The 16,784-nt window shown below is 48.4% G+C and carries 9 protein-coding genes and 4 pseudogenes; 7 read left to right on the top strand and 6 right to left on the bottom strand.

Annotated elements, in window-relative coordinates:
* Window positions 1-116: 116 nt before the first annotated feature.
* Together JCM16496_RS01440 and JCM16496_RS01435 are read right to left on the bottom strand one after the other, a co-directional pair.
* Window positions 117-1,660 (bottom strand): annotated as a pseudogene (locus JCM16496_RS01440) (sulfatase family protein).
* Window positions 1,657-2,855 (bottom strand): annotated as a pseudogene (locus JCM16496_RS01435) (glycoside hydrolase family 88 protein). The pseudogenes JCM16496_RS01440 and JCM16496_RS01435 overlap by 4 nt, the downstream one beginning before the upstream one ends.
* A gap of 178 nt (window positions 2,856-3,033) precedes the next feature.
* Between JCM16496_RS01435 and JCM16496_RS01430 the strand changes: the two are divergent.
* Window positions 3,034-3,477 carry a PaaI family thioesterase gene (locus tag JCM16496_RS01430; protein WP_025831794.1) on the top strand — a complete coding sequence of 148 codons (444 nt, stop codon included), beginning with the start codon at window positions 3,034-3,036 and terminating at the stop codon, window positions 3,475-3,477.
* Here the strand turns inward: JCM16496_RS01430 and JCM16496_RS01425 are convergent.
* A pseudogene (locus JCM16496_RS01425) lies at window positions 3,422-4,335 on the bottom strand (DUF3108 domain-containing protein). The gene JCM16496_RS01430 and the pseudogene JCM16496_RS01425 sit on opposite strands and share 56 nt — an antisense overlap.
* Window positions 4,250-6,205, bottom strand: a complete 1,956-nt coding sequence (locus tag JCM16496_RS01420; protein WP_025831792.1) for an Ig-like domain-containing domain — start codon at window positions 6,203-6,205, stop codon at window positions 4,250-4,252. The pseudogene JCM16496_RS01425 and the gene JCM16496_RS01420 overlap by 86 nt, the downstream one beginning before the upstream one ends.
* A 310-nt stretch (window positions 6,206-6,515) precedes the next feature.
* Here JCM16496_RS01420 and JCM16496_RS01415 point away from each other — a divergent pair, with 310 nt between their 5' ends.
* The 5 genes and pseudogenes from JCM16496_RS01415 to JCM16496_RS01390 all read left to right on the top strand — a co-directional run bounded on the left by JCM16496_RS01415 (window position 6,516) and on the right by JCM16496_RS01390 (window position 15,114).
* Window positions 6,516-7,691 (top strand): efflux RND transporter periplasmic adaptor subunit, encoded by a 1,176-nt coding sequence (locus JCM16496_RS01415; RefSeq protein ID WP_025831790.1) that lies wholly within the window; start codon window positions 6,516-6,518, stop codon window positions 7,689-7,691.
* A gap of 54 nt (window positions 7,692-7,745) precedes the next feature.
* Window positions 7,746-11,165, top strand: a complete 3,420-nt coding sequence (locus tag JCM16496_RS01410; RefSeq protein ID WP_025831789.1) for an efflux RND transporter permease subunit — start codon at window positions 7,746-7,748, stop codon at window positions 11,163-11,165.
* A gap of 19 nt (window positions 11,166-11,184) precedes the next feature.
* Window positions 11,185-12,572 (top strand): annotated as a pseudogene (locus tag JCM16496_RS01405) (TolC family protein).
* Between the two features lie 116 nt (window positions 12,573-12,688).
* Window positions 12,689-13,456, top strand: a complete 768-nt coding sequence (lpxA, locus tag JCM16496_RS01400; RefSeq protein WP_025831788.1) for an acyl-ACP--UDP-N-acetylglucosamine O-acyltransferase — start codon at window positions 12,689-12,691, stop codon at window positions 13,454-13,456.
* Window positions 13,457-14,463: 1,007 nt separating this feature from the next.
* Window positions 14,464-15,114: a FadR/GntR family transcriptional regulator gene (locus JCM16496_RS01390; protein ID WP_025831787.1), complete on the top strand. Its 651-nt coding sequence runs from the start codon at window positions 14,464-14,466 to the stop codon at window positions 15,112-15,114.
* A gap of 27 nt (window positions 15,115-15,141) precedes the next feature.
* Here JCM16496_RS01390 and JCM16496_RS22605 read toward each other — a convergent pair whose 3' ends face one another.
* Complete coding sequence (locus JCM16496_RS22605) at window positions 15,142-15,339, bottom strand: hypothetical protein (protein WP_159102426.1); 198 nt, start codon at window positions 15,337-15,339, stop codon at window positions 15,142-15,144.
* A gap of 304 nt (window positions 15,340-15,643) precedes the next feature.
* On the opposite strand from JCM16496_RS22605, the gene JCM16496_RS01375 reads away from it, so the two are divergent.
* Window positions 15,644-16,171 (top strand): methylated-DNA--[protein]-cysteine S-methyltransferase, encoded by a 528-nt coding sequence (locus JCM16496_RS01375; protein ID WP_025831783.1) that lies wholly within the window; start codon window positions 15,644-15,646, stop codon window positions 16,169-16,171.
* Between the two features lie 2 nt (window positions 16,172-16,173).
* Here JCM16496_RS01375 and JCM16496_RS01370 read toward each other — a convergent pair whose 3' ends face one another.
* A complete protein-coding gene (locus JCM16496_RS01370) occupies window positions 16,174-16,743 on the bottom strand; it encodes a DNA alkylation repair protein (RefSeq protein ID WP_128809384.1) in 570 nt (189 codons plus the stop codon).
* Between the last annotated feature and the right edge of the window lie 41 nt (window positions 16,744-16,784).

Below are 16,784 nucleotides of genomic sequence, written 5' to 3'. Positions count from 1 at the left end.
ATTTATTCCATTCTGAATCAAACAACCCGCTCCGACAAATAGTTCACTATCAGTCGAAGCGGGTCACAAAAAACGTTCAAGCAATTTATGGAGGATTATCTATAACCTATATCCAATCAATAAGGTATCATATCCTTCAAGATGCCTTCCTTATACCAAGGGTCATCAATCTCTTTCAATACTTTACCCATCTCTGCGCAAAGGTCTTTTACAATTTCTTGGTTTTCTTCCAAAGAAAGGTTATTCATCTGATACGGGTCCTTCTCATCGTCAAACAACAAGCTCTTCTTCAACTTATGATCCTTGCGGTCAATGTAGAGCGCCAGCGTATAGCGTGCCGACTTAAAGCCGCGCGATGAAGGGAAATAGGAACGGACCATCCTTCCGCATCCTTCTCGCCATCCAGATTCTGGATGTAAAGAGCACCGGTAGGACGGACAATATCTGCCTTTTCATCGAAGAAAAGCGGTGCATAGTTGCGTCCTTGCACCTCGGTCGGAATGGAGTCGGCAAGGCCGGCAAGGCCCAACAAGGTAGGCATGATATCCGGCGAGGAAAGCATCAAGTCGTCCACGCGGGGTTTAATCTTATCGGGGAAACGCACCAGGAAAGGAACGTTCATGGACTCGGAGTATGGGGAATTCTTCGGGTCTTCCGTATGCTGGCTGCACATGGTTTCTCCATGGTCGGAGGCAAACACGACAATGGTATTCTTGTCCAGTCCGAGTTCCTTCAAGGCATCGAGTATCTGACCGAAAGCACGGTCGACACCCGTCACAGAAGCAAAGTAGTAGCGTGCACTCTCTGCCTTGGGCATCTTGGAGTCGGCATTCGGACGGACGAGCAAGCTGTCCAGAGGCTGGTCCTTATAGAGATTGAAATCTTCCTCCATACAGTCGTCCAAAGAACGGTACGGACTATGGGGAGGATTCATGCCTACCATGATGAAGAAAGGTTTCTTCGGGTCGCGTACATTCCCCTCGTTCTTCAGATAAGACACCACCTTGCCCGATTCGTGTAACGGCGACCACTCGCGCGGGTCGTGGCGACGGCCTTCCGTATCCCAATAATGCGGATTCTTGTGTTCATCGAAGGTACCGTAAGAATACCAGTAATTGAACCCATGACGACGTTCTTTCGGCGTATAGGCATCCCATGCAGGTACGCGGTCTTCCACATACTGTCCGGGACGTTCGGGGTCGTTGGGGGTAGGAAAGTCGGCATGCAGTTTGCCAAAGTAGGCGCAGTCATATCCGGCATTGCAGAAAACATCGCTCACACACACAGCATCCTCACGCAGGGAGCTGATGGGACGGCTCGAATTGCAATTCAATGGAATACCACTCTTATTAGGATACATTCCCGTCAACAGAGAACCACGGTGGGGACTGCTCAACGGGCAGTTGCTCATGGCAGATGTCAATACCACCGACTCCCGGGCAAAATCATTCAGGCGCGGGGTGTGCACCGGGTCATTCCGAAAGTTCACTTTCTCGCGAAAACCTTTCTGGCCCCAGAACTCCATCGCCTGGTTACGGTATTGGTCAGGAAACACGTAAATGACATTCGGCTGGACGGATTGTTCCGCCTGCGGGGCTTTACAGCCCTGCAAGGCGAACAAGCCTAAACCACCTAACAAAATATTTAATTGAGTTTTCATTTTTCCAAGTCTCTTTTACGCATCAATCCTTCCAGGAAGTAATAGTCGGCATAGTTCAGCGGTACATCAATCTCCGCACCGTGAGGAATACTGCCCACAGAGTGCATCAGGATGAAGTTGCCGTTGGTACCTACCTTGGCACGGTAGGAAGGAGAAGCAAGGCTTTCCATAATCCGGTCGGCGGTTTCCTTGTATCCCTTATCCGGCAGATAAGTGCTCAGCTCGTAAAGGGCAGACGCCGTGCAGGCAGCTGCCGAAGCATCGCGAGGTTCATTCGGGATATTGGGGGCGTCGAAATCCCAATAGGGAACCAAGTCTTCCGGAAGATTCTTGTTGTTGAAGATAAAGTTGTATACCTTTTCAGCCTGCTCCAGATATTTGGCATCGTGTGTATAGCGATAGCACATGGTATAGCCGTACAAGGCCCAGGCTTGTCCACGTGCCCAAGCAGACTCATCGGCATAGCTTGTGCAGTCTGTCTCTTACGGACTTCACCGGTTTCGGGATCATAATCCACCACATGATAGCAGCTGTTGTCCTCACGGAAATGGTTAGCCATAGTCGTATCGGCATGCTTCCGGGCTATGTTGTAGAAAGTAGAGTCGCCGGACAGCTTGGAAGCTTCGAACAGTAGCTCGAGGTTCATCATATTATCAATGATAACGGGACATTTCCAACCACGTTCAGCCTGCCACCCCTTGTCTGCATCCCATGACTGAAGTACGCCTGCTGCAGGGCGGAAACGGGTAGACAACGATTTGGCCGTCTGTATGATGACCGGCTTGTACTCTTCCTTACCCGCAAAACGGTATCCGTTCAGGTAGCTGCTGCCAATCATAAAGCCCACATCATGATGCCAGGTAAGGTATTGTACCGAATCCAAATCCTCGGTATACTTCTCTGCCAGCGGCAGCCACTTCTGGTCACCGGTCAACTCGTACATATGCCAGATATTACCGGGAAAGAAACCGGAACACCAATCGTCGATAGGCACATAGACAATGTTCCCATCCTTATCAATGGTGCGGGGATTAAGGATTTTACCGGATTTCTCGATAATGTCTGTCTGAATTGTCTCCTGAGCCACAGCATTATCAATGTTTTCTTGGATAAAGTTGCTTTCAGCCTGCTTTTGCCCTGCGCAACCTGCCAATACAAGGAGGGAGATTCCCAATGTAGTGAGGACTGTTTTCATAATAAGGGATTTATTTATTAAGAGTTTATGATTTTTCCTGCTGCAAAAGTAGGACAAGTGTACAGATTTGACCCGCCTAAATAATTCAATTAATGGCTAAAATCGTTACTTTTGCGTCCGGAAACACATATTTTCCACCTATTAATCATTAATCATCAACTATTAATCATTACTTCCCATGACCGCACAAGAGTTTTTTAAGGACGACCGCTTCGCCACGAATGCAGGCGTAGAACTGATAGAAATAAAGGAAGGATACAGCAAGGCACGCCTGGTTATCACAGCAGAGCATCTCAATGCGGGAGGCCGCACGCAAGGGGGTGCCATCTTCACCCTTGCCGACCTGGCACTGGCTGCAGCAGCCAACTCCCACGGAACACTGGCCTTCTCTCTTTCGTCCAATATCACCTTCCTGCGCAGTAGCGGACTGGGCGATGTGCTGTATGCCGAAGCACGCGAACGCTACATCGGTCGCACCACCGGATATTACCAGATTGACGTCACCAACCAGGAAGGGAAACTGATTGCCACTTTCGAATCCAGTGTATTTAGAAAAGGGGATAACATCACTTTTTCCTTACCACAGACGTCATCGGATAGCGGTTACCCCGGACACTCTTGAAGAATGCCTTGGCCGAGCCGAAATTCAAATACATGTCCAGGCGAATGGAAGGTGGTTCTTATCATCGGATACGAAGAAGGTAATGACCTCCTTCTCCTTACCTTTCTTGTACTCTACGAAAGAGAATACCAAGCAGCGGTAAACGGTGTCGTTATTTGCCTCGATCTCCTCCTTGCCGCGGTAAATCAACGTCTGCTCTTCCACCTTGCGTCCCGTGGCCATGGGAAAGAGTATCTTCTGCCCCACCTTGTAGTCTTTAGGGTCGTATGAGCGCGCCTGCGCCAAAATACTCAACATATCGAAGATGCAGCGACTATCACTGTATTCCATCTCCTGAGCCTCACGCACGGGATTGTGCCAAGTGCGTCTCTGCTTTACATTCGCCAGTCCGTCCGAGTAGGAGAACCAGGCCTCGTCCACCGTATGGCGGCTTCCCTCCTCCGCCGCTTTACGGAAGTAGAGCGGCTCCAACCTATCACTGACATAACAAGTCAGCGTATCACGCATCTTGAAGAAAAAATCGGTCTTTTTACTGCCTACACAAAGCAGGTTAAAGCGGAATGCAGGCTCGGAATGGTAAGTCGTGGCATTGGTAGTGAGGCTTGCCAGCCCCACCTTTTTCCAAATGAACTTCCAATTGAAATATAAATCGTACATGACATGCTCGCCCGACTGGAAAGCTTCATTCTTTGCAGTACATTGGGCCTGAACAGACTGGGAGGCTCCCAAGCAGACCGCTCCCACCATCAATAGAATAAACAATTGCTTCCGCCTAATAGCTATGGCCCCTACCACTGTTGCGGCTGCTATTGCCACTGCGGTTATTTTTGTTCCTGTTTTGCTTTTTCTTTTCTTCATCTGGTTTTTGTTTTTTTAGTTCATCCGGTTTCTGCCTATCCAGAGACTTGGCCTTAATATCCCATTCCTGGGTCAAATCAAAGTTCGCTTTAAGCTCCAGAACCATCGGATAATAGTAAACCATTTCAGGCTGGCGCTTCTCGGCATAGTTTCCCGTATCCCAGACGCCATTTCCATTCGTATCATTTATCAGCCGCGCTCCATATTTGCCCGGATTGAGGAAATAGAAATCGGCTTTTCCATCCAACACCGGCACCGTGCGCAGCACTTTGTCCTGACCGTCCAGCAGTTCCACAAAAGCCAGAGAGTCCGCTCCATGCACATTAAAGAATATCTGCCCGTACTCTTCCAGCTTTTTGGCCTTGAAGTCCTTCTTTATCTTGTCGGAGGACAACCCGTACAACCCGCGTATGGCAGCAGAATCCACTTCAAATGCATAGCTTTCGCCGGGTGCCCATTCGGCAAACAGATTATAACGCTTCAAGTCCAAAGAGTCGCGCATAAAGTCGAACGGGATATCCTGCCACAACGAGTCCACTTTCAGTTTCAGATGGAAAGCGGCGGTATCTATGCTTGCCACCGGCTCCGTAAACGACAGAGTAAGATAATCATATACATCGATTGCAGAAGGGGCATACACATCTACAGCCAGGAATTCCGTCGGTTCGGGCTCTTCCACCTCACCTTCCTTCAACTTCTTCTTTTTCTTCTCACGCTCTTTCCGTTCCTTTTCCTTCGCTTCCTGCTTCTGTTTCTGCTGCTTGTCGTATGTCAACTTCGCCAGCACATTCAAAGTATCGGTACGGGGTACCAGTTGTTTCAAGCTATCCGTATACAAATAGGTGATACTCATTTTCAGGGAATCCTGCTTATAGAGCAGAGAATCCTTTATCCAATAATGAATCGTATCGTTCCTACCGGTGGGCTGTTCTATAACAAACGCATCTTCCTCATTAAAGTTCAATCCTTTCAATAAAGGCAACGTGTCTGCCGGAGCAGTGAAATAAAGCGAGAACTTCTCCGGAGTCAACCGTTCGGCCTTCAAGAAACGTTGCGAGAAGGAAAGCTCCTTGAAAGCACGCAGCAGGACATCATCCGGCAGGTAGTGGGTATATTGACGTTCTACAATCGTATCTACTGTCAGCGAGTCTATCCAGGTCGTATCCTGGCGCATGCGCTCTTCCATAGAAGGAATGATGATAGAGTCATTGAAAGCTATCACTTCCGTCGGCTGGGAATAGGCAAAATTCTGGTCGGCATCCTGCAAGGCATAAATGCGATACTTGCCGGGAGCCACTCCACGGATAGAGAAGCGTCCGCGACTGTCCGTACGCCCCACCCGCTCAAAAGGAAGTTTGGTAAAAGCGGAGTCGGCCAGATTGGCATGCAGACCGACCAGCATTCCTTTCACCGGTTCAAGATTGGCCGCATTCAGTACTGTACCGGCCACAGCCATAGAGTCGAGACGGTCGCCCGTAGAGAAAGAATAGAAGAAATTCTCCAAGGGATTCCCCTCATTATTATCCTGGATGGCATCACCAAAATCAAATGTATAAGTGGTATTGGATTTCAATGTATCCTGCAAGGTGATGACCACCTTCTTCCCATTAGACTTAATTTCGGGCTGCTGCACCTGCGGAGGGGATATTACAATCTTCTCATTCGGCTTGTCAAGCTTGATAAATTCGTCGAACTCAATGGAAAGTTTATTTTTATTGTGATGGAGTGCACCGGGCATGGGAGTACCGGAAATGAAACGCGGAGGAGTCTCATCATAAGGTCCTCCTTCAATGCGGCCCACACTGGCACAAGAATACAGCGCGACAGCGATGGCAACACCCCCCAACAACCTGCGGAAAAGCGGCTTCATTTTAGTATGGCGTTTACGTTCTAACATGCTGCAAAAATAAAGGTTATCTGCCAATTAGCGGTATGCTTTACAGTATTTTAATCAAAAAATGTCCTTTCGTTCTCATCTATGTATGAAACATAGTTAAAAAAGGAAGTGTTTCACACCTTATATACTAAGAAAAGAATATTTTTGCAGACGAAAACTGAATAGGAGTATTCAGTTTTCTTTTTCCTGCCTTATTTCTAAATCATGAATTGCACACAAAAAACGCCTTTCAAAAATCGAAAAAAAGAAGAATATAAAATTATACAGAGAACAAAAAAAGAGTATGAAGAGTAGATTAGTATTATTGGCATGTTGCCTGGCACTGCTCAGCAGTTGCGGACAAGGCGACAAAGGAACGGGCAAAGCTCCCGAATTTGCAGTGATTGAGGCAAAAACTACCACTGCCAACTTGACAAACAGCTACCCTGCTACTATCAAGGGTAAACAAGATGTAGAAATCCGCCCGATGGTAAGCGGTTTCATCACAAAATTGCACGTGGACGAAGGCGCAACAGTGCGCAAAGGACAAGTTTTGTTCAGCATAGACCCCGTACAGTATCAGGCAGCCGTAAATTCGGCCAAAGCTGCTGTTGAAACAGCCAAAGCTGCCGTAAACACACAAGAACTGACTGTAAACAACAAACGTGAACTGAACAAGAAAAACATCATCAGTGACTACGATTTGCAAATGGCCGAAAACCAGCTGGCACAGACAAAGGCACAACTGGCACAAGCCAATGCCCAATTGGTCAATGCCAAGAACAACTTGTCATACACCAGTGTAACCAGCCCCAGTGACGGTGTAGTAGGTAGCATTCCCTACCGCGTGGGTAGTTTGGTAAGTCCTTCCGTAGCCAGCCCGCTGACTACCGTTGCCGACATCTCCGAAATGTACGCCTATTTCTCCATGACCGAACGCCAACTTTTGTCACAGATTCGTGAAGGCGGCAGCATCAAGGAAATTCTGGAAAAGATGCCGGATGTACAGTTGCAGCTCATCGACGGAACCATGTATGCCGACAGTGGCCGCGTGGAGACAATCAGCGGAGTCATCGACCAGACTACCGGTTCGGTAACTATGCGTGCCCTCTTCCCCAACAAGCACAACGTGTTGCGTAGCGGAAGCACCGGTAATGTGGTATTCCCCAACCCGCTGCATGATATCATCATGATTCCACAGTCCGCCACTACCGAAATCCAGGACAAGCAGTTCGTTTTCGTACTGCAACCGGACAATACGCTGAAAAATACCGAAGTGAAAGTGTTCAGCTTAGACGACGGCAAGTATTATTACGTGACGGAAGGTTTGAAAGCAGGCGATAAAATCGTTATCGAAGGAGTACAGAACCTGAAAGACGGACAGTCCATCACGCCCATCACGCCTGCCGAAAAGGAAGCCGAATACCAGAAGGCTCTGAAAGACCAGAAAGAAGGTAATATTCAGACTGCGTTTCAATGAAAGAATGAAAAATAAAAAAATTCTTCAATTTTTAATTCCTTAATTGTTCATGAAATGAAACTAGATAGATTTATTAACCGTCCGGTACTATCAACGGTAATTTCCATCCTGATAGTAATCTTAGGAGTTATTGGTCTGGCTACCTTGCCTATCACCCAATACCCGGACATTGCACCTCCCACCGTATCGGTAAGTGCGACTTACCAAGGTGCCAATGCTCAAACGGTGCTTAACTCCGTTATCGCTCCGCTGGAGGACCAGATTAACGGTGTGGAAAATATGATGTATATGAGTTCGAGCGCCACCAACAGCGGTTCGGGCGACATCTCCATCTACTTCAAGCAAGGTACCGACCCCGATATGGCAGCGGTAAACGTGCAGAACCGCGTTTCCATGGCGCAAGGCTTGCTGCCTGCCGAAGTTACCAAAATCGGTGTAACCACCCGTAAGCGTCAGACCTCCATGTTGATGGTATTCTCCATCTATGATGAGAAAGACCAGTACAACATCGAGTTCTTGGAAAACTACGCCAACATCAACCTTATCCCTGAGGTGAAACGTATCAACGGTGTAGGTGATGCCATGGTGCTGGGACAAGACTACTCCATGCGCATCTGGCTGAAGCCCGATGTAATGGCCCAATACAAACTTATCCCCAACGATGTGGTTGCCGCCTTGAGCGAACAGAACATCGAAGCAGCTCCCGGCCAGTTGGGTGAGCGCGGTAACCAAACCTACCAGTATACCCTGCGTTACAAAGGACGTCTGCAACAGGCTACGGAGTTCGAGAACATTGTCATCAAGGCTTTGGAGAACGGTGAAATACTCCGCCTGAAGGACGTAGCAAGTGTAGAGCTGGGCCGTCTGTCATACGGATTCAACAATATGGTAAACGGGCATAAAGCCGTGAGTTGTATCATTTTCCAGATGGCAGGCAGTAATGCCACGCAGACCATCTCGGATATCGAGGCCCTGCTGGACGACTATTCCAGCAAACTGCCCGCCGGCTTGAAGATAAACATTGCACAGAGTGCCAACGACTTCCTCTTCGCCTCCATACATGAGGTAATCAAGACATTGATTGAAGCCTTTATCCTGGTGTTCATCGTAGTGTATATCTTCCTGCAAGACATGCGTTCCACGTTGATTCCCGCCATCGCCATTCCCGTGGCATTGATTGCCACCTTCTTTGTATTGAAACTGATTGGCTTCAGTATCAACTTGCTGACCCTTTCGGCCATGGTGCTTGCCATTGCGATTGTGGTCGATGATGCCATCGTTGTCGTCGAGGGTGTCCATGCCAAGCTGGACCAGGGTTACAAATCGGCCCGTACAGCTTCCATCGATGCCATGAGTGAGTTGGGCGGCGCTATCGTCTCCATTACGCTGGTCATGATGTCCGTATTTGTCCCCGTGAGCTTCATGGGAGGTACGGCAGGTACTTTCTACCGTCAGTTCGGTTTGACCATGGCGATTGCCATCGGTTTCTCGGCTTTGAATGCCTTGACCCTGAGTCCCGCGCTGTGCGCCATCTTCCTGAAACCTCACAACGGTGGACACGAAAGTCTGAAAGAGCGTGTAGGCGTTGCCGCCAAGGAAGCCCGCAAGATTATGATTGCCCGCTATGCCGACTCTCTCGGTCGGTTGATGCGTCCGGGTATTACGCTGCTCTTCGTGACGATAGCTATTCTGGGCATGATTTTCGGTCTGTTCAGCTTCAGCGAACACCCCCTTCTGTGCAGCTTGATGATTATCATCAGTGTGCTGGCGTTGGCAGGTATGACTACCGACAAGTTCAAACAGTCCTTCAATGACTCATACAACGGTATCCTGGGCAAGTATAAGAAACGAGTGCTGTTCTTCATCCAGAAACGCTGGCTGTCGGCAGGACTGGTTATCGGCTCTATCGTACTGTTGGGCATATTCATGCAGATAACCCCGACCGGTATGGTGCCCAACGAAGACACCGGTACCATCATGGGTGCTGTGACACTGCCTCCGGGCACTTCACAAGAACGCGCACAAGAGATTTTGAACCGTGTGGACAGTTTGGTTGCCGCAGACCCTGCCGTAGAGTCGCGTACCGTTATCTCGGGTTATAGCTTCTTGGGCGGTCAAGGTCCCTCCTACGGTTCGCTCATCATCAAGCTGAAGAACTGGGAAGAACGCTCCACGATGCAGAACTCCACGATTGTGTACGCCACTTTGTACATGCGTGCCCAAAAGATTATCAAGGAAGCACAGGTACTGTTCTTCGCGCCGCCTATGATTCCGGGTTACTCGGCTTCAAGCGACATCGAGTTGAACATGCAGGACAAGACGGGTGGTGATTTGGACCACTTCTTCAACGTGGTGAACAACTATACTGCTGCCCTGGAAACACGTCCGGAAATCAACTCTGCCAAGACCTCCTTCAACCCCCACTTCCCGCAATACCAGCTGGACATTGACGCTGCCGCTTGTAAGAAAGCCGGCATCAGCCCCAGTGCCATTCTGACTACCTTGCAGGGATATTACGGTGGTTTGTATGCTTCCAACTTCAACAGCTTCGGTAAGATGTACCGCGTAATGGTGCAAGCCGAACCTGACGCTACCAAGAATATGGAAACACTGCAAAGCATCAAGGTGCGCAACGGCAACGAGATGGCACCTATCACGCAGTTCATCTCCATCAAGAAAGTATATGGTCCTGACGTCATCAGCCGTTTCAATCTCTACACCTCCATGAAGGTAATGGTGGCTCCCGCATCAGGCTACACTTCCGGTCAGGCCCTGCAAGCCATTGCCGAAGTGGCACAAGAAAATCTGCCTGCCGGTTTCGGTTACGAGCTGGGAGGTATGGCGCGTGAAGAGGCCGAAACGAGTGGCAGCACTACGGGACTCATCTTCATACTGTGCTTCGTATTCGTTTATCTGTTGCTGAGTGCCCAGTACGAAAGTTACATCCTGCCTTTATCCGTATTGCTGTCCGTACCGTTCGGTCTGCTGGGTAGCTTTATATTCGTAGGCGGTATAGGTGCATTGGGCAGCATCCCGGCACTGAAGATGATTCTGGGCACGATGTCCAATGACATCTATATGCAGATTGCCCTCATCATGTTGATGGGTCTGTTGGCCAAGAATGCCATTTTGATTGTAGAGTTTGCCCTCGAACGTCGCAGAATGGGTATGAGCATCACCTGGGCAGCCGTATTGGGTGCCGCAGCCCGTCTGCGTCCTATCTTGATGACGTCATTGGCAATGATTGTCGGCCTGCTTCCGCTGATGTTTGCTTCCGGTGCGGGCGCCAACGGTAACCGTACGCTGGGTACGTCTGCCATCGGCGGTATGTTAATCGGTATGATTCTGCAAATCTTCATAGTGCCCGCACTGTTCGTGGCATTCCAGTACCTGCAGGAGAAATTCAAGCCGATGGAGTGGGAAGATGTGGACAACTCGGATGCAGAACCGGAGATTGAACAATATACAAAATAGTGATTAACGATTAGCGATTATGAAGAAAATAATATGCCTGATGTGCGCAACTGCTTTATTGAGCAGTTGCCACATCTACAAATCATACGACAGACCCGAAGACATAACAACTGCCGGACTGTATCGCGACACGGCGTCCGTGAACGATACATTAGCCGCAGATACAGCCAACTTCGGTAATCTGCCTTGGAGAGAAGTGTTCACAGACCCGCAGCTGCAGGCACTTATCGAGCAAGCACTCACCGACAACGGTGACCTGCACAGTGCCGCCTTGAACGTGAAGCAGGCACAAGCCGCACTGATGTCTGCCCGTCTTGCCTATGCTCCGACGCTTGCCTTGTCTCCGCAAGGAACCGTCAGCAGCTGGGACAAGGGAAAGGCTACACAAATCTACTCCCTGCCCGTCACCGCAAGCTGGCAAGTCGACCTCTTCGGTCAACTGCTGAACCCGAAGCGACAAGCAAAGGTTAGCTTGAAGCAGACGCAATTCTACGAACAAGCCGTTCAGACGCAAGTCATCGCCGGCGTAGCAACATGTACTACACCCTGCTGATGCTGGACCGCCAACTGCAAATCACCGAAGGCACCGTCGAGATTCTGAAAAAGAACCTGGAGACCGTGCAGGCCATGAAAGATGCAGGCATCTACGGAACCACTTCTGCTGCCGTAGAACAGAGCCGCACTGCCTACGCTCAAGTCATGGCATCACTGCCCGACATACGCCAGAGCATACGCGAAACCGAAAACGCCCTCTGCCTGATGTTACACCAACCGGCACAGAGCATCACACGCGGTGTGCTGGAAGAGCAGCAGCTTCCTACGGAATTTTCAGTAGGTATCCCCTTGCAGTTGCTATCCAACCGTCCGGACGTGAAAGCTGCCGAGATGTCACTGGCTGCCAACTACTATAACACCAATAGCGCCCGTGCCGCTTTCTATCCGCAGATTACATTGAGCGGTTCGGCCGGCTGGACCAATAACTCCGGTGCAGGTATCGTCAACCCGGGCAAACTGCTGGCTTCTGCCATCGGTTCGCTGACGCAGCCCTTGTTCTATCGCGGTGCCAACATTGCCCGTCTGAAACAAGCCAAGGCACAAGAGGAGCAGGCTAAGATTCAGTTCCAAACTGCCCTGCTGAATGCCGGAAATGAAGTGAGTAACGCCCTGCATCTGTATCAAATGGAGAAGGACAAAGCCGTTTCACGCACTATTCAGGTAAATTCTGCCCGCCAAGCTGCCTCAGATACAAAAGAATTGTTTAACTTAGGCACGTCGACCTATCTGGAAGTCTTGTCTGCCGAGCAGTCTTATCTCAGCGCACAGCTTGCAGAAGTATCCGACACCTTCAGCAGCATGCAGGCAGTCATCAGTCTGTATCAAGCGCTTGGAGGAGGAAGAGAGAAGTAAATTAATTAGGAATGAAGAATTAAGAATGGAGAATCAAGTTACACTGTACAAGGTACTACGGTGTATTCTTCATTCGTATTCTTAATCCTTCATTCTTCATTCTTAATTTTAATATTATGATTAGTCCGTTAGCTTATGTAGATTCTGCCGCAAAAATCGGCAAGAATGTAACCATCCAGCCCTTTGCATTGATCGAAGGGAACGTGGAAATCGGTGATGACTGTATTATTATGTCGGGGGCAAAAATTCTGCACGGTACCCGCATGGGAAAAGGGAACAAGGTGCATCACAATGCCGTTCTGGGAGCCGAACCGCAAGACTTCCACTATACGGGAGAGGACAGCATGCTGATTATCGGTGATAATAACGACATCCGCGAGAACGTGGTTATCAGCCGTGCCACCCACGCAGGAAGCGCCACCCGCATCGGCAATGAGAACTACCTGATGGATGGTGTACACCTCTGCCACGACGTGCAGATAGGCAACCATTGCGTACTGGGTATCAAGACTACCGTAGCCGGAGAATGTCAGATAGACGACTGCACCATTCTGAGCAGCAACGTCATTCTGCACCAATACTGCCACATTGGAAATTGGGTACTGATTCAAGCTGGTTGCCGCATATCAAAGGATGTGCCGCCCTATATCATCATGAACGGTAATCCGGCAGAATACCACGGTATCAACGCTGCTGTGCTTCAACACAAGCACCAGGTGACCGAACGCATATTGCGCCATATCGTAAATGCCTACCGTCTGGTATACCAGGGAAACTTCAGCGTGCAGGATGCCTTGCAGAAGATTGAAGACCAAGTGCCGATGAGTGACGAGATACACAATATCATCAACTTCATCAAGAATTCCAAAGGAATCGTGAAGTAAACACCCTTCTTCGGGCACGAATCACGCAGAATCCGCAAGTGTATCTGCCTTGTTCCTTGCTCCTTCATTCCTGAGTTTGAATCAAGCAAACCAAGCTTCACATCCTTCACCTTTATAAAAAACCGTTTGGCTGACAACGGTTTATGGTGAAGGATGTTTGAGTGTGTCGGAAACGAAGCCAAACCGTATGAAAGGAGGATGAAGAAGGCATGGAGAGACCTCCATTCATCCTCACCGTGTCCCTTCATTAGTGCATTTTCACTACACATTAAAGCTTTTTCAGTCGGTCCGTTCCTCCCTTCATATAAGCAAAAAGCCCGTTTTCATCGGCGAAAATATATGAATGCATGCTCCATACACGTCCTTTCAGTCCTCCTTTCATACAATTCTATTTCTTGACAGCGCCCTGAGGGATGAAAAGATGAAGGGAGATGCAGGAAATGGGAAATATAGTCAAACAAAAATGACTTGCAAAGAAAAGAGGTGAAATAGAGAGTGACTTAATTCCCCTCCTCCGGGGAGGAGGGGTGCCCAAAGGGCGGGGTGTAGGGAGCATAAAGCAATGAAAAATAGTACAGTGTGTATCGCTACCACCTCCCCCTTCGGGTACTCCTCCTCCCCGGAGGAGGAGAATTAAGTTACTCCGTATTTTTCGCAAGTCATTTCTGTTCTACTATACACTTTGACAGAGTCCGGTGTTTGAGCCGTCAGACACCAGTACCTGAGCCGACAGAGTCCGGAGTCTGACGGCTCAAACACCGGACTCTGACAAATGAAAGGAGATAAACCTTTATGTGGGTTGGCTAAACCTCTATACTAATCAGCCAAAGTGCCACTTTGTAGGACGGGTACCGGACGTTCGGGGAATTATAGTCATAAATGAAAGAGTCGTGATTTCCCTACAGATATATCTCAAAATATTATCACCGAATATTTTGCCTGTCAGATAAAAACATATACTTTTGCAAATCATCTGATGATATGATGAATAAAACAAGAGAGGATGTATGATTATACAAAAGAAATCTTTGGCAGATATAGTAGCCGAACAGTTGAGACAACAGATTGCGGAAGGAGTTTATACAATCGGGGACAAACTTCCGACCGAACCGGAGTTGATGAAAACGTTCAAAGTCGGAAGGTCGAGCATCCGTGAAGCGGTAAAGTTGTTGGTAAATATGGGCGTTGTACAAGTCCGGCAAGGTTCGGGGACATTTGTCGCCGAAGCATCCGATGCGAACGGAGGCAATATAAATATGAGTATTGCCGACCGAACGGAACTCGACGAAGTGAGGAAAATATTGGATATTGCAATTGTGGAGAAAGCCGTGGCACGAAGAACAGAAAAAGATATAGAACGAATGCAGTCTTCTCTTGAAGCAAGAAAAGTAAATGCAAAAAGCGGCTTGTTGAAAGAATGTATCGAAGCCGACTTGAATTTTCATATCGCGATTGCCGATGCCACCCACAATCGAATATTGGCAGATATTTACCGTTCCGCTTCCCTGCATCTGCTTTCGGAGTTCACACGCATTTACGATGGTACGGATTGCTTCATAAATTCACAATCTTCTCATGAGAAGTTATCGAGATACATCATTGCAGGTGATTTGAAGAACGCCCGAAAGATGGCAACACAGATTGTAGAAGAGCCATAGGACAAGAAACGACTAAAAATATAACAATCAAATAATAAAGAATACGGAAGGGAGAATGAAGAAGCCGTTAGAAGGTGGCGCAATGAACTTCATCACCGTATGAGCCAGCAGGAAGGGCGCGAAAGGCTTTTTGAAAATTACCGGATCACCGTCGCTTCCGTCATAAGGGAATATAGCGATTCCAATCGAAATGAGGCTCCGGCAGACTCCAACGAATATTTCCACAATAAGCATACTGATGGCCGACTGTGATATTTTTATCTATGGCGAGACAGAGGTGTCCTATTTGAAAAAGCGGGATATAGTCGAACAGAATTGGTTTGCGAAGAAAAGAGGAGAATTAAGTTACTCCGTTTTTTTCGCAAATCATTTCTGTTCTACTATAAAAGACTTGCCGAGGTTATAGAAAAGGTAGGGATGAAAGATTATGCACCGACCAACAATAAGTACGATGAAAACAGAAGAAAAGGCCGGATATAGGCCATGCAAAATATGTATGAAAGAATATTATAACAATAAACAGAACAATATGGAAACTATAAAGATTACACGGTATCAATCGCCCGTGGGCGAGATGCTTGTCGGTTCTTACGGCGACAAGCTGTGTATTTGCGACTGGGCGGTGGAGAAACGGCGAAGTACGATAGACCGCCGCATACAACGGCATCTGAGTGCGAAGTACGAAGAAGGAACTTCCGACATCATCGAACGGGCAATCGGGGAACTCGAAGAATATTTTGCCGGACACCGTAAGATATTTGACATCCCCGTTGTCTTTACCGGCTCGGAATTTCAATGCACCGTATGGGAAGAACTGATGAAAATACCTTATGGAACGACCATCTCTTATGGCGAGCTTGCCCGCCGCATCCATAACCCGAAGGCTGTGCGTGCGGTCGCATCGGCCAATGCCACCAATCCTATCTCTATCTTTGTTCCCTGCCACCGGGTAATCGGCAGCAACCATAAACTTACGGGATACGGAGGTGGCCTTGATGCAAAAAAAGGATTATTGGAGTTGGAATGTTCTAAAACGGTGGAGTCCGGGTTATGGTAGATTCAACTTCTACGTATTTCTTTTCGAAAGCCGGCGGCGGCAATACGAAGCATGACACGTGACATTTCTTGCCGGTATTTATCGATAAAGAGACTGAGCCGAATGAGGTCGTATTTACCCGCTTCGTGCAACATCCATCCTACGGCTTTTTGTACCAGAGGGTGAGGGCTTTTCATCAAGGAGAGAGCAAGGTGGAATGTATCCTCAACATTGCCGTTATGTATAAACGTGTATGTCGCCATCATAGCGATACGGTTGTCCCAAGGCGAATCGCTTTGGGCTAACCGGTACAATACGTCGCATGGTTTATCATGCAGGTATTCGCCCACGATATAGGGAGAGGAGCTGTCTATCAAATCCCAATCGTTGATACAGTCCGTGTGGTTGATGTAGAACTCGAAAATCTCTGCCCGTTCATGTTCGTTTCCCCGTTTGAACCTTTTTTTGAGTATGATAAGCGCACACATCCGATGTTCATGTACTTCCGATAAGAGCAACTGTTCTATCTCATCCAAACAGATATGGGCGTACCGTTCGGCCACCTTCCTTATTTCCGCAACTTTGAGGCCTATAAAAAATCAGCCCCACGCATCCTATTCTGTTTGATCTGGAA

The organism is Bacteroides rodentium JCM 16496, assembly GCF_000614125.1.
GTDB lineage: Bacteria > Bacteroidota > Bacteroidia > Bacteroidales > Bacteroidaceae > Bacteroides > Bacteroides rodentium.
The sequence above is the reverse complement of the archived record's forward strand: the minus strand, read 5'-3'. Positions and strand labels throughout refer to the sequence as shown.